This is a genomic window from Shewanella saliphila (assembly GCF_014648295.1).
GTDB lineage: Bacteria > Pseudomonadota > Gammaproteobacteria > Enterobacterales > Shewanellaceae > Shewanella > Shewanella saliphila.
Genome location: NZ_BMQV01000003.1, coordinates 45,025 through 64,858 on the forward strand (window position 1 = coordinate 45,025; position 19,834 = coordinate 64,858).

18 protein-coding genes are annotated in these 19,834 nt (G+C 43.5%); all 18 read left to right on the top strand.

Annotated elements, in window-relative coordinates; all coding sequences use genetic code 11:
- The first annotated feature begins 102 nt into the window (after positions 1–102).
- Positions 103–984, top strand: a complete 882-nt coding sequence (locus IEY48_RS02765) for a biogenesis protein MshI (RefSeq protein WP_188917018.1) — start codon at positions 103–105, stop codon at positions 982–984.
- The gene (locus IEY48_RS02770) at positions 981–1,601 is read left to right on the top strand and encodes a PilN family protein (RefSeq protein ID WP_188917020.1); all 621 of its coding nucleotides are present in this window, start codon (positions 981–983) and stop codon (positions 1,599–1,601) included. Before IEY48_RS02765 ends, IEY48_RS02770 begins: the two co-directional genes overlap by 4 nt.
- Positions 1,598–2,254, top strand: coding sequence for an MSHA biogenesis protein MshJ (locus tag IEY48_RS02775; RefSeq protein WP_188917022.1), 657 nt, complete (start codon positions 1,598–1,600; stop codon positions 2,252–2,254). Before IEY48_RS02770 ends, IEY48_RS02775 begins: the two co-directional genes overlap by 4 nt.
- 4 nt (positions 2,255–2,258) lie before the next feature.
- Positions 2,259–2,564, top strand: coding sequence for an MSHA biogenesis protein MshK (locus IEY48_RS02780; RefSeq protein WP_188917187.1), 306 nt, complete (start codon positions 2,259–2,261; stop codon positions 2,562–2,564).
- A 13-nt stretch (positions 2,565–2,577) separates the two neighbouring features.
- The gene (mshL, locus tag IEY48_RS02785) at positions 2,578–4,233 is read left to right on the top strand and encodes a pilus (MSHA type) biogenesis protein MshL (protein WP_188917024.1); all 1,656 of its coding nucleotides are present in this window, start codon (positions 2,578–2,580) and stop codon (positions 4,231–4,233) included.
- Positions 4,234–4,262: 29 nt separating this feature from the next.
- Complete coding sequence (locus IEY48_RS02790) at positions 4,263–5,198, top strand: ExeA family protein (protein WP_188917026.1); 936 nt, start codon at positions 4,263–4,265, stop codon at positions 5,196–5,198.
- Entirely contained in the window at positions 5,198–6,529 is a 1,332-nt protein-coding gene (locus tag IEY48_RS02795) for a tetratricopeptide repeat protein (protein ID WP_188917028.1), read from the top strand. Before IEY48_RS02790 ends, IEY48_RS02795 begins: the two co-directional genes overlap by 1 nt.
- Positions 6,526–8,286 (top strand): GspE/PulE family protein, encoded by a 1,761-nt coding sequence (locus IEY48_RS02800; protein ID WP_188917029.1) that lies wholly within the window; start codon positions 6,526–6,528, stop codon positions 8,284–8,286. Before IEY48_RS02795 ends, IEY48_RS02800 begins: the two co-directional genes overlap by 4 nt.
- A gap of 2 nt (positions 8,287–8,288) precedes the next feature.
- A complete protein-coding gene (locus IEY48_RS02805; protein WP_188917032.1) occupies positions 8,289–9,503 on the top strand; it encodes a type II secretion system F family protein in 1,215 nt (404 codons plus the stop codon).
- A 32-nt stretch (positions 9,504–9,535) separates the two neighbouring features.
- On the top strand, positions 9,536–10,120 hold the full coding sequence (locus IEY48_RS02810) for a hypothetical protein (protein WP_188917034.1): 585 nt from the start codon (positions 9,536–9,538) through the stop codon (positions 10,118–10,120).
- A 159-nt stretch (positions 10,121–10,279) separates the two neighbouring features.
- A complete protein-coding gene (locus tag IEY48_RS02815) occupies positions 10,280–10,885 on the top strand; it encodes a pilin (RefSeq protein ID WP_188917036.1) in 606 nt (201 codons plus the stop codon).
- Positions 10,886–10,956: 71 nt separating this feature from the next.
- A complete protein-coding gene (locus tag IEY48_RS02820) occupies positions 10,957–11,469 on the top strand; it encodes a type II secretion system protein (RefSeq protein WP_188917038.1) in 513 nt (170 codons plus the stop codon).
- Positions 11,470–11,662: 193 nt separating this feature from the next.
- The gene (locus tag IEY48_RS02825) at positions 11,663–12,175 is read left to right on the top strand and encodes a type II secretion system protein (RefSeq protein WP_188917040.1); all 513 of its coding nucleotides are present in this window, start codon (positions 11,663–11,665) and stop codon (positions 12,173–12,175) included.
- Positions 12,165–12,689 (top strand): type IV pilus modification PilV family protein, encoded by a 525-nt coding sequence (locus IEY48_RS02830; protein WP_188917042.1) that lies wholly within the window; start codon positions 12,165–12,167, stop codon positions 12,687–12,689. Before IEY48_RS02825 ends, IEY48_RS02830 begins: the two co-directional genes overlap by 11 nt.
- A complete protein-coding gene (locus tag IEY48_RS02835) occupies positions 12,689–13,516 on the top strand; it encodes a PilW family protein (protein WP_188917044.1) in 828 nt (275 codons plus the stop codon). Before IEY48_RS02830 ends, IEY48_RS02835 begins: the two co-directional genes overlap by 1 nt.
- Entirely contained in the window at positions 13,506–13,961 is a 456-nt protein-coding gene (locus IEY48_RS02840) for an MSHA biogenesis protein MshP (protein WP_188917045.1), read from the top strand. Before IEY48_RS02835 ends, IEY48_RS02840 begins: the two co-directional genes overlap by 11 nt.
- On the top strand, positions 13,951–18,531 hold the full coding sequence (locus IEY48_RS02845; protein ID WP_188917047.1) for a DUF6701 domain-containing protein: 4,581 nt from the start codon (positions 13,951–13,953) through the stop codon (positions 18,529–18,531). The genes IEY48_RS02840 and IEY48_RS02845 overlap by 11 nt, the downstream gene beginning before the upstream one ends.
- Positions 18,532–18,724: 193 nt before the next feature.
- Entirely contained in the window at positions 18,725–19,774 is a 1,050-nt protein-coding gene (locus IEY48_RS02850) for a rod shape-determining protein (protein ID WP_188917049.1), read from the top strand.
- The last annotated feature ends 60 nt before the right edge of the window (positions 19,775–19,834 follow it).

Below are 19,834 nucleotides of genomic sequence, written 5' to 3' on the forward strand. Positions count from 1 at the left end.
ATTAATGGTTTTTTTGAGGCTAAACAGACTTATTTGTTTCTTCATCATATTTAAAGCCAATAACCTAAAATAGTGATCACTTTAGTGTGCATGGGACGCGTAATGAGCAATGGTTTTTTGAGTAAATTGGCCTTTTGGCAATCATCCCAAACAGCAGGAGATGTTGGTGTATTTATTACCGACAATGCATTGTGGGTTTGTTATGACGAAACTGCCGAGTCGACTCAAGTTGTTAAACAAATACCCATAATCAAGCATGATTGGAAGCAAGCATTTGAGGAGCTTAAAGCTCTGTGTGGCAAAGCTAACTTGCAACTAGTACTGTCTTTTTCGAATTACCAAATGCTACAAGCCGACAAACCCAGTGTTGAATCCTCTGAAATTGCCCAGGCATTAATTTGGGCAGTGAAAGACATGGTGTCAGAGCCAGTCGCCAATATTCACTTAGACTATTTTGAATCAAGTCTCACTCCTAGCGCTAAAGTCAGTGTTGTTGTTACCAGTCGTGATTTACTGATGCAATTGGTTGCGGCATGCGAAGAGAGTGGTTTCAGCATTGCAGGGATCACAGTCGAAGAGTTAGTGCTGCGTCATATATTGCCTAATGACAGCATGGCACATATGCTCGTTGCACATGCTCCACAAGAAGAGTTGCTACTCATGGCGGTTAAAGCGGGAGAGGTGTTAATGCAGCGCCGTGTCCGTGGCTTTAACCAACTGAACAAGGCAACATTCCAAGAGTTACAAAACAGTATTGCTGATAACTTAAGCTTAGAAATCCAACGTTCAATGGATTATTTTGAAAGTCAGCTACGCCAGGCGCCAGTGGCTTCAATTACCATTGCCTCTGATGGTGACAGCCCCTCGCTAGCCAAGTTAGTGGCTGCTAATTTTAATCAAACAGTAAACGCAGTCAATCATGATGGGGTTAGCGGTTTATTAGCTCAACTAGCGTTGCAAGAAATAGCGCGAGGTGAAGCGTGATAAAAACTAGCATAAATTTATACAGCGCCGATTTATTACCACAAAAGCAGCGATTGACGTTATCACGCTTAGTGCAGGTGTTAGTGTTGTTGGTTGTTGTCAGTATTGGTTTTTATGGTTTTGCCTTATGGCAACAAAGCGAGTTACAGACCTTACAGCAGCAAGCGAATAATAAAAAAACTCAATTAAATGCTGAAAAAAAGCAATTAGAAGCTCAAATTGCTGCACGTAAACCCAATACCGCCTTAGCCGACCAAGTCGAATTAGAAGAACAACGTTTAGCACTTAAACAGCGTTTAAAAGATGAGCTGAGTCAGCGCAAAAACCTAATTAGCCAAGGTTACTCCCCTTTATTAACAGACTTAGCTGCAGTGGCAGATGCCAACGTATGGTTGAGTCATATTAGTATTGAGCAACAAGATAATGCCCCTCAACGTATTCAGTTTGAAGGGTTTGGTCGCACACCGCAAAGTATCCCATTATGGATTGATAAGCTAAAAAATACCGTCACCTTAAAAGGATATGCTTTTTCGGCAATGACCATGGACCGCGGTGATACTCAGCCATTAATGTTCAAACTTACGAGCAAACCTTCAGATATGGAGCCCTCACAATGAAGCAACAATGGGCTATCTGGTCAGAAAAATTTAACCAACTCAGTCAGCGCGAGCGGTTATTAATCTCTCTTGCCAGTATCGTGGTGATTGGGATGCTGCTGTATTTACCATTAGAGTCAATTTGGAAGCAACAGCAATCGACACAAAACCAATTGAATGGATTACAGCAAGAAAACGACATATCACTGCAACAAATTGACTTATACCAGCAACGTTTGCAGTTAGACCCTGATAAAGATTACCAACAACGTTTGCAGTTAGTCAGCGAGCAAATGTCAGCTATTGATGCAGAATTAGACGCGCAAATGGTTGATATGGTGCCAGCGGATTATATGCCGACGGTGCTCGCTAATTTACTGGGTAATGTTAAAGGTGTGACCCTGAAATCTTTTGCTTCCATTGAGCCGACCCCGTTATTAAACATGGGCGACAATAGCCAGGTTAACTTATATAGCCATGGTATTAAGCTGGTTTTACAAGGTGATTATTTTGCTATTTTAGATTTTGTTTCTGCGGTTGAAAACATGCCCGACAAACTGTATTGGAAGCGCATGGATTATCGTGTCGAGACTCACCCAAAAGCGTTAGTTGAACTAGAACTTTACACACTTAGTGTGAATAAGGACTTTATTAGTGTTGCTAAACAGAATTAACTCTATGGCATTGGCTTTTGTTGCAACGAGTCTATTGTTAGCGGCAAGTGTCAATGCGCAAAGCTTGCGTGACCCAACATTACCGGGTCAAGGGTATGCCGTTGTTACGCCCCAAAATATTTCTCAACAAAGCTTGGTACTCAATAGTATTGTCAATGGTCAGCATGCTTATGCCGTCATCAATAATAAAATTGTGGCTGTGGGTGGTAAGGTCAACAATGGATTAACCGTATCTTCAATCGGTCAGGATAATGTAACTTTGTCAGATGGCAGAAAGCTTCAGCTTTTTCAGTCGATAACAGAGCGATAGGATTAGAATAAAAATGAAAGTAATTAAATATGTTACCCCTCTGATGTCACTGTGCTTGATTGCTTGTCAAACGACAGACCGACCTGAGCCACAAAACGCTAAATCCACATTGTCGGAATCAATCCAACAAGCGCAAACTAATGCCAATACAACGCCACCGCCAGCAACGATGCCTGCAGAAGTTCAGCGTGAGTTAAATAGTAATAATGTATTAGGGGCAGCAAGAGCGTTACCAGCAGAGCGCCGTTTTGATGTGTCAGCTAATGATGTTGAAGCCAGAGTGTTTTTCCCGAGTCTTGTAAAAGATTCACCGCTGAGTGTTGCTGTTCATCCGGATGTCACCGGCACGATTTCATTATCGTTAAAAGCGGTTACTTTGTCTGAAGCGTTACAGGTTGTAGAAGACATTTATGGTTATGAAGTCAGCCGTCAAGGGCGCATCTTAAGAGTGTTCCCTTCAGGCATGCGCACTGAAACTATTCCATTAAACTACCTGTATATGCAACGCGAAGGCTTATCGTTAACGTCAGTGAGCTCAGGCCGCATTTCGGATGATAACGACAACTCAAATAGCAGTAGTAATAGCAGCAATAGCTCAAGCAGTAGTTCAAGTAGCAGTAATAACAATTCAAGTAATAGTGAAAACACCAACGGTACTTTCATCAGTTCAACCACCAAAACTGATTTTTGGGGGGAGCTGCAATCAACATTAGTGTCAATTATTGGTGAGACGGGAGGCGGGCGTCAGGTGGTTGTTACCCCTCAGGCCGGGTTAGTGACGATTCGGGCTTACCCTAATGAATTACGCCAGGTTCGCAGTTTCTTGAAAACAGCAGAAAGCCATTTACAACGCCAAGTGATCCTCGAGGCTAAAATTTTAGAAGTGACGTTATCTGATGATTATCAACAAGGTATTCAATGGGAAAATGTCTTAGGCCATACTGGCAATACTAATATCGACTTTAGTACCTCATCTGGACAAGGTTTAAGTAATACGATTTCATCGATTATCGGCGGAGTGACATCGATAAATGTTGAGGGTACAGATTTTAGTACTATGATTAGCTTACTCGATACCCAAGGCGATGTAGATGTATTATCGAGCCCACGTGTTACAGCATCTAACAACCAAAAAGCGGTGATTAAAGTCGGTACTGACGAGTATTTTGTGACTGATGTGTCGACAACTACAGTGTCTTCTACCACAACCGTAACGACTCCAGATGTCGAGCTGACTCCGTTTTTCTCTGGTATTGCGCTTGATGTAACTCCACAAATTGATGAAAACGGCAATGTGCTTTTGCATGTTCATCCGTCGGTGATCGATGTTGAAGAACAAACCAAAACCATTGAAATCAGTGATTCAACATTAGAGCTGCCTCTCGCGCAAAGTGAAATTCGTGAGTCTGACACCATTATTCGTGCAGCATCAGGTGATGTCGTTGTTATTGGTGGTTTAATGAAGAGCGAAAACATTGAAACCGAATCGAAAGTGCCTTTATTGGGTGACATTCCATTTTTAGGACAGGCATTCACCAGCCGCACTAAATCTAAACAAAAAACAGAATTAATTATTTTACTTAAACCTACAGTGGTTGGCGCGAATACATGGCGAGATGAGTTAAAGCGCTCACAAGAATTAATTGAGCGTTGGTACCCATCTAACTAATGATGGCCAATAACGGAACTTAATTCATTATGTATTTGCAGCACTTTGGTATGGGGCAGTTACCATTTACGCTCACCCCTAACACAAGCTTCTTTTTTGGGTTAGCTCCCCATGTAGAGGCCTTGCAAGTGTTGCAAACCGCTTTAGAAACGGGCGAAGGTTTTATTAAGGTGACTGGCGAGGTAGGCACAGGTAAAACATTAATATGTCGCAAACTACTTAATGATTTACCTGCTCAATATCATTGTGCCTATTTACCTAACCCTTATTTGTCTCCCAAAGAATTACGTTTTGCTGTGGCCGGCGAATTAGGACTAAATTTACCTAATAAAATCGATCAACAGCAATTAACACGACTGATCCATGAGCGGTTACTGGAGCTAAATCATCAAGGGTTTCATGTCTTGTTAGTGCTGGATGAAGCGCAAGCATTACCCGACGACAGTATTGAAGCATTACGACTCTTTACCAACTTAGAAACCGAAAGCCGTAAGTTGTTACAAGTGGTGTTATTTGGTCAGCAAGAGTTAGATGAGCGATTGGCTCAAGCTAAATTTAGGCAGCTACGTCAGCGAATTACCTTTAGTTACCATTTACGGCCATTGAGTTGGGATGAAATTCAGGCCTATATTCAATATCGATTAGTCACTGCAGGTTATCAGGGCCCTCAGTTATTTAGCGTGAGTGATATTAAGTTGTTGGCGAAAGCGGCTAGGGGGATCCCTCGGTTGGTGAACATCTTAGCCCACAAAAGTTTATTGTTGTGTTATGGCGAAGGCGCTCAAAAAGTACAAACCAAGCATTGCCGTGCAGCAATTAGAGACACTGAAGATATAAATTTAACTGAGCGGTCAGGCTTTTCACGTTCAAGCATGCTAGTTATTATCATGATATTAGTACTCATGCTAACGATAGGATTAACGGATGTCAGCGGTGATTGGTTAACACGGATAAGTGAGCATTAATGAGTGTGATAATAAAAATGCTGCGCGATTTAGAGCAGCGCCAACAACCAGGGGCTGAGCAACCAGAGCTCGAAACATCAGCGCCTGAAAATGCACCTTCTCAGCCGAAGGGCGAGTTTGTTCGTCCGCAAGTTCAATATTATCCTACCGAAAAATCTCGTTTGCCTTTACTTGTTACTGTGGTGTGTGTGCTTTTATTTATCCCAGCCGTTTGGTATGGGGTGTCAATGTATCAACAAACTGCGCCTACAGCTGAATCGCCATTGATGGCTAATAATGCAGATGAGCCATTAACAATAACCGACGACACAGCAACTCAAATTACTCGCGACGTTGAGCCACAAAGCACTGATGTCGAACCCAGCAATAACACTACGTTACTCGCCAAGCAACAATCGAGCGTGAGTGATAATGCTGAGCCCGATAATGCTTCACCACGTGCAGAAGGTACTTCTGCTGATACACCTTCAACAGCAGCGTTAGCGCCAGCAACGGCCTCTATTCAGGCTCAAGAACCCATTGAGCAAACAACCAGTACCGATGATGCCAAGCTAATATTAGCGGCGACAAGCCAACCCACTACAGAAGATGTTATTCAGGTTGCCAAGGTGGTTGAAACACTTATCGTGGCGAAAGACACGCCTACGGTTCAACCGGTAGTCTCGCCGGTTAACGCACCTCAAAGCAGCCCTAAAATAGCGCAAACCTCATCGTCTTCAAATGCTATGACGGTAAAAGAGGTGGTGATCAGCAAAGCCGAAATGGCGCAGTTACAATACCGCAAGGCAACCGATGCTGAAAATGCACAACGGTTAGAAGAAGCCGCCAGTTTTTATTTAGAAGCCATTATATTGCAGCCGAGCTTACACAAAGCGCGTAAGCAACTGGTGGCGATTTATTACGGACAAAACAACACCACAACCGCTATGCGCTTGTTAGAAAGTGGTATTAGTATGTTTCCGCAAGAGTGGGAGTTTTATGTGATTTTGTCGCGACTTCAAACTGAAACAAAATCCTTTGATAGTGCCCAAACAACCTTAGCGATGATCCCCGACAATTCTAGTTGGGCGCGTGACAAGTGGGTTGCGCAAACTGAGTTAGCCCAAAATACACAAGATTTTGTGTTAGCTGAACAAGCGTATCGTCAATTATTACAAGCCGAATCGACGCAAGCGCGCTGGTGGATGGGCCTGGGTTATGCATTAGATTCCCAACAAAAATATATTCCAGCGGCTCAGGCTTATCGCTCTGCATTAAGTTATGAAGGATTATCAACCTCAGCGATGGACTTTATTGAAAACAGATTAGCTCAGCTAGGAGAAACACGATGAAACCTAAATTGAAGATGCGCTTAGGTGACCTTCTAGTACAAGAGCTGATTATTAGCGAAGCGCAATTGCAACAGGCGCTGACCGAGCAGCGTAACAGTGGTAAAAAACTGGGTCGTACGTTAATCGACTTAAAATACATTACCGAAGTTCAACTGCTCAAGTTTTTGTCTCAGCAGCTAAATTTACCTTATTTGGACATTAGTCGTCGGCCAATCCCTGCCGAAGTGGTTAATATTTTACCTGAGGTGCAAGCACGCCGTTATCGTGCCTTAGTGGTTGAAAGCGGTCCTGACCATGTGCTGATTGCCATGAGTGACCCTGCTGATTTGCAAGCCATTGATAATTTAGAAATCTTGGTCGCTCCTAAGCAATTGATGCTTGCGGTGGCGCCCGAGCAACAATTATTAGATGCGTTTGATAACTTATATCGCCGTACAGGGCAAATTGCCGAAATTGCCGGCAAGCTTGAAGAAGAATATGCCGCTGATGACATGTTCGACCTTAATGGCTTAACAGAAGGCGACAGTGATAATGAAACCACGGTGGTTAAGTTATTACAGTCTATTTTTGAAGATGCGGTGCAAATGCGTGCGTCGGATATTCATATCGAGCCGGGTGAAAAAGTATTGCGTATTCGCCAGCGTATTGATGGTCAGTTGCACGAAAATACCCTTGGTGAAGTCAATATTGCTGCCGCCCTGGTATTGCGCCTTAAGTTAATGGCTGGTTTAGATATTTCTGAAAAACGTATGCCGCAAGATGGCCGTTTTCATATTGAAATTAAAGGTCATAAAATCGATGTGCGTATGTCGACCATGCCCATTTACCATGGCGAATCAGTGGTAATGCGTTTGTTAGACCAAACCACTGGACTGCGCACCTTAGATGAAACCGGTATGCCTCCGCATATTGTGGCGCGGATCCGTAAACAAATTAAGCGCCCTCACGGAATGTTATTGGTGACAGGACCTACGGGTAGCGGTAAAACCACAACGCTGTACGGTATTCTTAGCGAGTTAAACACGCCCGACAGAAAGATCATTACCGTTGAAGACCCGGTGGAATATCAATTACCGCGTATTAACCAGGTACAAGTTAATCATAAAATTGGTTTAAACTTTTCCAATGTGTTGCGTACCACTTTGCGTCAAGATCCCGATATCATCATGGTGGGGGAGATGCGTGACCAAGAAACGGTTGAAATTGGTTTACGAGGTGCGTTAACCGGTCACTTTGTGTTATCAACACTGCATACTAATGACGCCGTAACCAGTGCTTTGAGATTACTCGACATGGGGGCTGCCAGCTATTTAGTTGCCAGCGCACTTAGAGTGATTATTGCGCAGCGATTGGTTCGCCGTGTATGTCAAAACTGCGCCGTGGCGTACCAGCCTAATGCATCAGAGCGCAGCTGGCTTGAGAGTGTGACCCAAAAAGACATGACAACTGCAACCTTTAAAGTGGGCAGTGGTTGTCAAACCTGTAATGGTTCTGGTTATCGTGGCCGAATTGGTATTTTTGAAATATTAGAGCTCGATGAAAACATGATCGACGCCATGCGAACCGGTAACCCGCAAGACTTTGCCCGCGCCGCATTGCGCAGCCCAAACTTTATTCCGTTAGCGCAGTCGGCCATGGAGTATTTATTTCAAGGCACCACCACGTTAGAAGAAGTCGCCAAATTAGTTGAAGATGTCAGCGAGTCAGCTGTTGCTTTATCAGTTGATATTACTAGTCAATCAGGCCTTGGGGCATAACGATGCCAACGTATCAATATCGAGGGCGTAATGCTCAGGGAAAGGCGGTGACTGCTCAAGTGGAGTCAGCCGATGAAAGCGCTGCGGCAGATTTATTATTGTCGCGCGGCATTATCCCGTTAGAGCTAAATGAGGTTAAGACTAAACAATCGTTTTCAATGGCATTGTTTCAGAACCGAGTCTCATTAGAAGAGTTGCAAATTTTTACCCGGCAAATGTACTCGTTAACGCGTTCAGGTATTCCAATTTTACGCGCCATTGCAGGCTTGTCTGAGACCACACATTCACACCGAATGAAACAGGCGTTAGATGATATCTCTGAGCAGTTAACCTCGGGCAGACCTTTATCTTCAGCGATGAACCAACACCCCGATGTGTTTGATTCGTTGTTTGTATCGATGATCCATGTGGGTGAAAACACCGGTAAATTGGAAGATGCATTTATTCAGTTGTCGCATTATATTGAGCGCGAGCAAGAAACTCGCCGCCGTATTAAAGCGGCAATGCGTTACCCTGTCTTCGTTCTTATTGCGATTACCATCGCGATGGTGATCCTCAATATTATGGTGATCCCCAAATTTGCTGATATGTTTTCGCGCTTTGGGGCCGATTTACCCTGGGCCACTAAAATCCTCATCAGCACTTCTAATCTATTTGTTAATTATTGGCCGCATATGCTGGTGGTATTAATTGGGGTCATTGTCGGGGTCCGTTATTGGCACCATACCGATAAAGGCCAAAAGCAATGGGATTTATGGAAGTTACATATTCCTGTGGTGGGATCGATCATTGAGCGATCTACTTTGTCGCGTTATTGCCGAAGCTTTTCCATGATGCTCAGTGCTGGCGTGCCAATGACTCAAGCATTAAGTTTGGTTGCTGATGCAGTTGATAACGCTTATATGCATGACAAAATTGTGGGTATGCGCCGTGGTATTGAATCTGGTGAGTCGATGCTAAGGGTTTCAAATAGTAGCCATTTGTTTACGCCTTTAGTGTTGCAAATGGTGGCTGTTGGTGAAGAAACCGGTCAAATCGATCAGCTATTAAATGATGCGGCCGATTTTTATGAGGGTGAAGTCGACTACGACTTAAAAAATCTTACCGCAAAATTAGAGCCTATTTTAATCGGATTTGTCGCGGTTATCGTACTTATTCTTGCGCTAGGCATCTATCTACCTATGTGGGACATGCTAAAAGTGGTTAAAGGTGGTTAAATTACAGGGCCTTTGGCTTATTGGGTAACAGTATGTTAAGTCAGCAAAAAGCCGATGATGACTTACTTAAAGTCTATGGCAAGGTGATAGCAATCGTGGTGTTGATTATTTTGGTGGGCATCTTAGGTGGCCGCTATGTCAACACTGCGCCAAATTTAACTAGCCAAGGCTTGGCCTTTGAACATAATCGACTTTTAAATGTCTTAGCTATGGTACGCAGCCAATGGTTAGCTTCAGGAAGACCGAACAAGATGTTATTGTCTTGGTACGATATGGCACCAAATGTGCAGGCACAAGATAAGCCCAATTATAATGCGGAATCGTCAAAAAATGGACGATTGGATGCTTCAGCGCAAATAGACAATACCGACGCTGAGTTAGTCGGCACTAATAATTGGATTCAATTGTCATCAAACGGTTGGCCTTTGGTTGAAACCTATGATGAAAACGGTTGTAGGCAGCTATGGCAGCAATTGCTGGCAATAGACGTAAATGAGCTAGGGTTAACGGTGGTTTATCAAGCAGAAGATAAAGTTTGTCGTTTTACTTCTGCCAATCAAGCCAGTCTAAGCTACCAGTTACAAACCGGCAGAATCATTTATTTAGCGGCTGAGTAGTAAAAAAGTCTACCCTAGGTGTTAAAATTTTAATAAGCTGCTAATATCTGACAAGTTATGGCAGCACTATTAGTAAAAAGACTAGCAAAAAGATTAGCAACAAGATTAGCAACAAGAGTGTTATTTTTGTTGCAAATACATTTAAATGAGTGAGGTATTATGAAAGTTAAACAACAAGGTTTTTCATTAATCGAGTTGGTCATTGTGATTGTGATTTTGGGATTATTAGCGGCAACCGCTATTCCTCGCTTTTTAAATGTAACTGACGATGCAGAAGACGCAAGCGTAGATGGTGTTGCAGGTGGTTTAGCGACAGCAGTAAGCTTTGTGCGTGCACAGTGGGAAGTCGATGGTCGTCGTAACACGAGTGTGGTTCTCGATGGCACAACCATCTCTTTAGACTCGCGTTTTGGTTTCCCAACAGGCACAACCAATACAAGTGCAACAGCGATGAACACTACTCGATGCCAAGAAGTGTTTGACTCGGTATTACAAAATGCGCCAAGAAACGTATTTGTGACTCAAGATGCAAGCGATGTACGTTATACCGTGAGTGTTCAAGATGGCGCGGGTGGATCATCAACCAGTATTGATGGTGCAACCGTAAACAACCTTGATGTATGTGTATATCATCAAGTCGCCTCATTAGCTTTAGATCAAACAAGTGGTGTGGCTACACCAACACCAGATTTAACGACTGACGGTGCTAAAGGCGTGACATACAACCCAGGTACTGGACAAGTCGTTGCTTTTAGCAACAACTAATTTATTAACCACCCAATCGATTGATCCATTCATCAATGGATAGAGATTTATATTAATAGAGGTATTTTTATATGCAAAAGCAACAAGGTTTTACATTAATCGAATTAGTGGTTGTGATCATTATTCTCGGCATTTTAGCGGTAACAGCAGCACCTAAGTTTATTAACTTACAAGGCGATGCACGTGTTTCTGCGTTAAGTGGTATGAAAGCGGCAATTCAAGGTGCGAATACCCTTGTTTATTCGAAAGCGGCTTTAGCGGGTGAAGAGAAAACAGCTAAAGCAGATTCTCCATCTGTTGATCTAGGAACAGGCACGAATGCTGTGACTCAATATGGATATCTACAAGGTCTTCAAGCTGAGCTAGAAAATGCGTTGGATGTTACTTTCAATGTAGGTACTAGCGATGAAGATTCTACTGTTGCAACAGACAATGGTGCTGATTGGACAATCTTTGTTGATAGCGGAGTCGCTACTATTTGGCAAGTAGGTGCGCCAGACGCATGTAAGTTGACGTATACAGAAGCTTCAAGCGCTACAGTGCTACCAAAATATGTAGCAGAAACAAATCCTGATAATTGCTAATATATTCTCTAATTACTAAAACCTGCTTCGGCAGGTTTTTTTTTGAGTTTGTATCAATAAAAATCAGCCTTTACTTCAATGGCTAACCAGGCTAATACACAAATAAGCAGACAATATTGACTGTTTTTGCCATACTGAATCAGCTAGTATAAGTCTCTGACACTCTTATGGTTTAGTTCGACTTAGTGTCAAAATGTTTAGCGGTGAAATAGAGGGTACCATCTACGTGAGTCAGCAGCGCAAGGTTCAACTTGGTTTTACCCTGGTTGAATTAGTTACCACCATTATCTTGATTGGTATTATTGCCGTGGCGGTGTTACCGCGCCTATTTTCTGCTTCATCCTACAGTGCTTACACCCTGCGTAATGAGTTTATTAGCGAGTTAAGACACGTACAGTTAAAAGCCATTCAAAATACCGATCAATGTTATCAACTCGATGTCAGCGCCAGTGGTTATACCTTGCGTTACTTTAATGACCGCATTGGCAACAGTTGCAGCGATGTGTTTCGTGAGGAGCAGCCCCAAAGCTTTAGTGCCAATGCTTATATCACCCTAGCCAGTGATGCTAGCCAGGTGTTTTCAATTACGTTTGACAGCCTTGGGCGAATGATTTCTCCTGCGTGTTCTGGCCATTGCTTTAATGCGGTGGCAGATGAAACCTTAGCTATCGCGGTGGAGTCTGAGGGGTATATTTATGCTCAATAAGCTTCAACGTCATCACACTCTGCGCACTAAGGGTTTTACCTTAATCGAATTAGTGATTGGCATGATGGTCATTGGCGTTGCAATCGTTATGTTGACCAGCATGCTATTCCCCCAAGCAGATAAAGCATCGGCTACCTTACAAAGAGTGAGATCGGCAGAGCTTGCTCATTCGGTAATGAATGAGATTTGGGGTAAACGTTATGATCAAAACACCAATGCCAATGGCGGTGTCCCAGCCTGTAATTCTGGCGCTGGGTTAACATGTTCGACATCAATGGGTAATGACGGTGAAAGCCGTGATGCGTTTAATGATGTTGACGATTACCACGGGCTGAATGAAACCAGCAATATGCTCGACTCTAGCCAAACCTATGCGCAGGCATACTCAGGCTTTAAATTAGCCGTTACGGTGAGTTATCTTGATACTACGCAAGCTGCAAAACTGATTACTGTCGATGTCACTACACCCAGTAATGAAGTGATTACTTACCAAACGGTAAGGAGTAACTACTAATGGCGCGATACTCACAAGCAAAAACAGCTGGATTTACCTTAATTGAAATGGTGACTGTGATTTTGATTTTGGGCATTGTGATTGTTGGCATCAGTAGTTTTGTGATTTTTGGTACCCGTATTTTTGTTGAATCCAGTGCGGTCGATCAGGTGTTGAGTCAGAGCCGCTTTGGAATAGAGCGCATGACCAGAGACATTCGTCGTGCGGTGCCTAACAGTATCCGAGTGCTTAATGCCACAGATGGCAGTTATCAATGCATTGAATTACTGCCCATTTCAGCCAGTACCTCATACCTTGACGCGCCGTTTGTACCTGAGACTGCGCGAAATAGCCTTACCGCGATCAAAAGTATTAGGCCGATTAGTGCAGGGCAATCTACGCTGATTTATCCGTTAACCAATGCTGAGGTATATAACTCTCAAGGAACAACGGCAAAACGATTTACAGTGCAAAGTGTGGCTGAAGCGAGCGACTTATTAACCATCACCTTGACCCAATCGGTGCGATTTACTGAGGCTTCACCATTAATGCGTTTATATGTTGCCGATAGCCCGTTAAGCTATTGCTTTGTTACCTCTGCGAGTTCGGTTGAATTGCGGCTTTATCAAAACTATGGTTATCAGGCCACTCAACCCACGCCAACAACAATGGGTTCAGGGGTGTTAATGGCCCAAAATGTAGCGAATAACTTAAGTACCAATCCTGCAATTATTTTAACACCGGCAACCTTAGTGACTAACGCCATTGTGCATTTACAGCCACTGTTTGCGGTTAATGGTGAGACGTTTCAATATCAACATCAAGTGCAGGTGATGAATGTTCCCTAAGTATCAGTTCGCTCAACATTCTCAACGCGGCAGCGCATTAATCATCGGTATTTTTGTGATTACGGTGATGTTTGTTATTGCAGCCAGTTTAATCCGCATCGTTGGCGATGCTGATGAGTCGGTGAATATGGAAGTATGGGGTACTCGAGCATTGTTTAGTGCTAACAGTGGCGCTGATGCCGCTTTAGCACAGCTATTTCCGCTCGATGGCAGTGCTGCAACGTGTAGCGATGTGGCTTCAACTTGGACGCCACCGAGTAACGCGGTTGGATTTCATAGTTGTAGCGTGAGCATTAGCTGTAATACTGCCAGTGTCAGTGGCGTGACTCAATATAGAATTAATAGTTTAGCGGTATGCGAAACGGGTGATTGTGCCGGAGACTCGAGCAGTTCAACGTGTTTGCGAGTGAGTCGCCAAGTGGAGGTAGAAGCGCGTGGGAATTAAACGACTACAAAAAGCTTGGGTTGCATTGAGTGTATTGTTTTGTGCAAGCAACACTTTTGCTTTTGGTGTTATCGATGAGTCAGCCACTTGGGCTAATGTTGCACAAGGCCATCACCAATATGGCAGTCCAGATCCCTTAGCTTGTGCTGGCATTACAGATCCACAACTAACGCTTTATAACAGTGCCAAAATTAATGGTGTCGTCGGTGGTGTTTTATCCTTTTGCTCCCTTAATAGCTCTAGTATCCCAAGTGACAGCTGTAATGATTCATTAGGGGTGAATGGTACCTGTACAGTAACGGGTATTGATTTAATTGGACTCGATTTAACCGGAGACAACGCATTTAAGACAAGCTCTGGTGTTGGTGGAAGCATTGGCTACTGTAATACAAATGATAGTTTCACTTTAGGGGAAGATGGAAATAGCCAATTTAATAGTGTGAGTTTATATTCAGCTTGCACTTTAACTATGTCGACAAGCCTTTCTGAATATCGCTTTACATCGATAGCGATAGGTAGTGGTGCCACATTAGTGCTCAGTGAAGGGGATTACTTTATTGAATCCTTAACCCTTAATAGTAATTCTAATGTTGTATTAAATGGTGATGTAAGAATTTTCGTTAAGAATGATATTAATTTGAATAGCACGACCGTTAATGCAGCTGCTTTGTTCGATCTAAAAATAATTGGTTACAACAATATAAACTTGACTGGCACATCTGATGTTACTGCAAATATTTACAGTAATGAAAGGTTAAAATTAAACGGTAGCTCTGCTATTAAGGGACGAGTATCGTCACGTTACCTTGAGATGAATACGACATCCTCAGTCACTGACACCACACCAACAGAGACAGAGTTCCATATTCAATATGGTAAAGCGACGGCCACTAGCATTACGTTTGACAGTGCTTTCCCTGATGATGTCACCCCGTTAATTTTCTTAATGCCGACCATCGAAGACGATAACAGTGATGGCCCTGCATCAGTATTCCTTACGAGTGTATCGGCACAAGGTTTCACTTGGTCACAAAACGAGCCTACATCCACTAATAATCGTTATGTTGCGTCCGAGAATATGCCAGAGGTACACTGGATAGCGGTGACTGCGGGTACATATGATCTAACCGATGACATCACATTAATTGCTGGTTCGGTTGATTATGATCAAGCCATCTTTGGTAATAGTGATCCTTACACACCAGTGACTTTGCCTTCGACTCAAAATGTGGTGCTAAACCAAATACAAACTCAAAATAATGATTGTTGGTTTACCAGTACATCAGAGACTACGAGTACCGGGATTCAACTCGGGTTAGATACGTCTGAAGTTTACAATCGAAGTAATAATCAATGTCTGCCAGGAGATTTAAACAATAATCAAATTGTAAATGAAACCATTGGTTATTTATCGTTAACCGCGGCTAGCGGCACCATGATATTGAATGGTGTTGATACAAATTATCATTTTGGCCAAGCGCAAACGTTTACTGCTAGTGGCACCAAAGATATTGAATATCAATGTGGAATCACCACAACGTTAGAAGGCTTTACTGACACTCCTACATTGGTCGCAGGTAAGAATAGTCGCTTAGGGGGCGATGGTGGCTGGCTCCGCCGTTGTAAGCTAACTAACGACACGGTAAGTATGGTCGTTGATGAAGATACTTATAAAGATAATGACCGTAATCATCGTTGGGAGAATTACAGTTTCGTTGCTTTTGAAAGCATTGAGTCTCCTGTATTCCAATGTTTTACGGATAATTTTGACCGCACAGATCTTGGGGATGATTGGATTGTTTCGAATAGTCGAGGTGGTTTTACTCCATCTATTGTGAGTAATCGTTTACAAGTGACTCAAGCGGCGACAAGTCAAGCTACTTCATCAACTTACCAACGATTATTCCCTGCAGCAGACAATTTCGTCACCATCGAATTCGATCATTATGCTTATGGGGGAAGTGGAGCAGATGGTATTGCTTTTGTGTTATCAGATAGCACTATTACACCTCAAGCGGGGGCTTATGGCGGGCCATTAGGATATGGTGCTCGCTCAAATCAAGATGGTTTTGCTGGTGGCTGGTTAGGTTTTGGTATAGACGAATTCGGTAACTTTTCTAGAGAAGGTGGCTCTGGTGGCCCTGGGCGTCGTCAACAGTCAGTTGCTATTCGGGGGTCTGGTTCTGGTACAACAGGATATCCTTATTTACATGGTTCGTGTAATGACGGTACAACCAATACTGGTAGTTGCTTATCGCCAACCGTTGATGACAATAATACCTCACCTGCCCACCGTTATCGTATTACTGTTGACTCACAAGTTGCCAGTCAATCGTTAGTGAAAGTTGAGCGTGATACTGGTGATGGCTTTGTGGAAATTATTTCTGAATTTGACGCCGCTTCTTTCGATAGTCAAGCCGCTTTACCTGAGAATTTTTTATTGTCATTAACAGGTTCTACTGGTGGCTCAACGAATATTCATGAAATTGATAATGTTGAAATATGTGCATTAAATTCAAGTCCCATCGGTGTGCAAATTGATCATTTTGAGTATTCGTATTCAGGTGGCGGATTGACATGTACCCCCAAAACACTATCCATTAAAGCTTGTGCTAATGCAGAGTGTACTGAGACGGTTGATGACTATGTTACCGCAACGCTAACACCTGCAAGCGTGACTAATGGTGGATGGGTTGGTGGTAATGTGGTGAAATTCTCTGGTGGGGAAAAAGCAGATTTACAATTAAGACATAACACCGTTGGCACGGTTACTTTGGGGGTTTCTGGTTCAACGCCGAGTACTAAAGCGTTTAGTGAGACGCTTTGCCGAATTAATGGTAGCTCTGCAACGGCTGCAAACTGTGATTTAGCCTTTGCCGACAGTGGTTTTATTTTTGATGTGCCAGACAAGCTAGCAAACAAAACCACGGGCAATATTTCAATCAGTGCCGTTAAAACCTCAGATGAAACCTTACAATGCGTGCCTACATTTGCTGACACGAGCAAAGATGTCAGTTTTTGGAGTACTTATCTGGAGCCTACAACGCCAATCAATGGCCAATCCGTTACCGTGAATGACACGACTGTGGGCAAACAAAGCTCAACTGGCACCACCATAGCGTTAGATTTTGACTCAACAGGTACGGCGAATATTGATGTTAACTATCCTGATGCAGGCAATATGCAACTCGATGTTCAATACACAGGTACTGACGATGAAGCCGGATTGGTGATGTTAGGTTCTGACTCATTTGTGAGCTTTCCCGTGGGGTTATGCATCACACCTAAAGACAGCGTCGCTGAGTGCTCTGCGGGTAACAGCGATTGTGATGTATACAAAAAAGCGGGCGAGACGTTTGATTTAATCATTCAAGGTAAAGCCTGGCAGTCTGACGCGGATACTGACTATTGCGATAACATCAATACCCCCAATTATGCCCATGATGACATTGTTTTAGGGCATCAATTGGTTGCGCCATCGGGCGGTGTGTTAGGTGAGGTTGGCAATACTGAATATGACCATGTTGCACAAACCACTAACAGTAATACGGTGACTCAATCGGTAACCGAGGTCGGCGTATTTAAGTTTACGGCTAACCCAGTAAGCACGTATTTGGGTTCGAGCTTTTACGATATTCCGCTTGCTGAATCAGTCAATATCGGCCGCTTTGTACCTGACAGCTTTGCCGTTACCAGTTCCAGCGTGTTGCCAAGTTGTGGTACTTTTACCTATATGGATCAACCTTTTGATTTAATATTAACCTTAACGGCTTACAATATTGCGGCAAATATTACCCAAAACTATCAGGGCGCTTTTGCTAAAGCCACAGCCAGTTTAGTGGGAGAGAATCTTAATGATGGCGTTGATTTAAGCAGCCGCTTAAGCACTTTACCTATTGATGCGAGTTCATGGAGTTTAGGTGAGGCGAGTGTGGGTCTCACGTATCAAGCGAATCTGAGCCGCACCCTTGCACCAGGTGTTGATGGGCCTTTTGGTCAATTAGATATTGGTGTGCAGGTTGCTGATAACGACACAGACATTTCATTTGTTAACGCGCCGGATATGCGTGCAGATAGCAGTGCTATTTGTGCCGACAACGGTACTTGCAATGCAAAACAGATATCGACACAAGATTTTCGTCACGGCCGAATCGTTATGGACAATACCTTTGGCCCAGAAACTGAAATATTACGCATGCCAACCTATGCCCAATATTGGAATGGTACAGGCTGGATAATCAATACCAGCGACAGTTGTAGCCAAGTCATCGATCCTCTTGATGGCACAGAAGTTTACGATCCAGTATTGGCGTCAAATCAAACGGTCATACGCAGTGATGGCGGCAGTACGGTGAGTGCTGGTCAACTCACTTTATTATGGCAAAACACAGGCTCTGATGCATATCGTGGTCAAGTGACAGCGCCATTACAAGTTGATGATTGGCTCAAGTGGTATTGGAATTGGGACGACACAAGCCCAAGCGTATTATATGACCCAAGAGCGAGTGCTTTTTTTGGGCGCTATCGAGGCCATGATCGGATCATTTATTGGCGTGAGGTCGGGCAATAAACCGCATAATAAAGCGTCAGTTTTGCGCTTTTTAGGATTAAATTTGCTCGTTTAGCGTTTTTTTACAGGCTTTTATAAAAAAAAACGCCAGATTAGCAATTGTTAACCTGTTCGGTCTTGTAGAATAGGGGTGTCATTGATAAAGTTAGCTGATTTTTCTTTCTTCTGACTCCACAGAATACAGGCCTGATACATGTTCAAAAAGCTGCGCGGCATTTTTTCTAACGACCTATCGATCGATTTAGGTACGGCAAACACACTTATTTATGTTCGCGATGAAGGCATCGTGTTGAACGAACCCTCAGTGGTTGCCATTCGCGGCGAACGCAATAGCAATGGGCCAAAGTCAGTTGCTGCAGTCGGTACAGATGCAAAACAAATGCTGGGCCGAACGCCTGGTAATATTCAAGCTATTCGTCCAATGAAAGACGGTGTTATCGCCGATTTTTATGTGACAGAAAAAATGCTTCAGCACTTCATTAAACAGGTGCACAACAACAGTTTTTTCCGCCCAAGTCCTCGTGTGCTTGTGTGTGTGCCAGTGGGTGCAACACAAGTTGAACGTCGTGCTATTCGCGAATCAGCCATGGGTGCTGGTGCGCGTGAAGTTTACCTTATTGAAGAGCCAATGGCGGCGGCAATTGGTGCGGGTTTGCCAGTGTCAGAAGCGACAGGTTCTATGGTTGTTGATATTGGTGGTGGTACTACCGAAGTGGCAATCATTTCATTAAATGGCGTCGTTTACTCATCTTCAGTGCGTATTGGTGGCGACAAGTTTGACGATGCCATTATCAACTATGTTCGTCGTAATTACGGCAGCTTAATTGGTGAAGCAACAGCAGAGCGCATTAAACACACTATCGGTACCGCTTATCCAGGTGAAGAAGTACTCGAAATTGAAGTCCGTGGTCGTAACCTTGCAGAAGGTGTACCAAGAAGCTTCACGCTAAACAGCAACGAAATTTTAGAAGCACTGCAAGAGCCTTTATCAGGTATTGTTAGCGCTGTGATGGTGGCATTAGAGCAATCTCCACCAGAATTAGCATCAGATATTTCTGAGCGTGGCATGGTATTAACGGGCGGTGGTGCATTATTGCGCGACTTAGACCGTTTACTAATGCAAGAAACTGGCATTCCGGTAATGGTTGCAGACGACCCGCTAACTTGTGTGGCGCGTGGTGGTGGCAAGGCGCTTGAAATGATTGACATGCACGGTGGTGATTTGTTCTCTGAAGAGAATTAATGATTAACTGCAATGCGGCTTTATTACCCAGCCAATGCGCCAATAAAGCCGCGCACAATT

What these genes read in the sequence shown, in the direction of transcription:
- IEY48_RS02790 (WP_188917026.1), top strand. Translation starts at nt 4,263, where the DNA reads ATGTATTTGCAGCACTTTGGTATGGGGCAGTTACCATTTACGCTCACC.
- mshL (WP_188917024.1), top strand. Translation starts at nt 2,578, where the DNA reads ATGAAAGTAATTAAATATGTTACCCCTCTGATGTCACTGTGCTTGATT.
- IEY48_RS02815 (WP_188917036.1), top strand. Translation starts at nt 10,280, where the DNA reads ATGAAAGTTAAACAACAAGGTTTTTCATTAATCGAGTTGGTCATTGTG.
- IEY48_RS02850 (WP_188917049.1), top strand. Translation starts at nt 18,725, where the DNA reads ATGTTCAAAAAGCTGCGCGGCATTTTTTCTAACGACCTATCGATCGAT.
- IEY48_RS02820 (WP_188917038.1), top strand. Translation starts at nt 10,957, where the DNA reads ATGCAAAAGCAACAAGGTTTTACATTAATCGAATTAGTGGTTGTGATC.
- IEY48_RS02840 (WP_188917045.1), top strand. Translation starts at nt 13,506, where the DNA reads ATGTTCCCTAAGTATCAGTTCGCTCAACATTCTCAACGCGGCAGCGCA.
- IEY48_RS02765 (WP_188917018.1), top strand. Translation starts at nt 103, where the DNA reads ATGAGCAATGGTTTTTTGAGTAAATTGGCCTTTTGGCAATCATCCCAA.
- IEY48_RS02805 (WP_188917032.1), top strand. Translation starts at nt 8,289, where the DNA reads ATGCCAACGTATCAATATCGAGGGCGTAATGCTCAGGGAAAGGCGGTG.
- IEY48_RS02780 (WP_188917187.1), top strand. Translation starts at nt 2,259, where the DNA reads ATGGCATTGGCTTTTGTTGCAACGAGTCTATTGTTAGCGGCAAGTGTC.
- IEY48_RS02835 (WP_188917044.1), top strand. Translation starts at nt 12,689, where the DNA reads ATGGCGCGATACTCACAAGCAAAAACAGCTGGATTTACCTTAATTGAA.
- IEY48_RS02825 (WP_188917040.1), top strand. Translation starts at nt 11,663, where the DNA reads ATGTTTAGCGGTGAAATAGAGGGTACCATCTACGTGAGTCAGCAGCGC.
- IEY48_RS02830 (WP_188917042.1), top strand. Translation starts at nt 12,165, where the DNA reads ATGCTCAATAAGCTTCAACGTCATCACACTCTGCGCACTAAGGGTTTT.
- IEY48_RS02810 (WP_188917034.1), top strand. Translation starts at nt 9,536, where the DNA reads ATGTTAAGTCAGCAAAAAGCCGATGATGACTTACTTAAAGTCTATGGC.
- IEY48_RS02775 (WP_188917022.1), top strand. Translation starts at nt 1,598, where the DNA reads ATGAAGCAACAATGGGCTATCTGGTCAGAAAAATTTAACCAACTCAGT.
- IEY48_RS02800 (WP_188917029.1), top strand. Translation starts at nt 6,526, where the DNA reads ATGAAACCTAAATTGAAGATGCGCTTAGGTGACCTTCTAGTACAAGAG.
- IEY48_RS02795 (WP_188917028.1), top strand. Translation starts at nt 5,198, where the DNA reads ATGAGTGTGATAATAAAAATGCTGCGCGATTTAGAGCAGCGCCAACAA.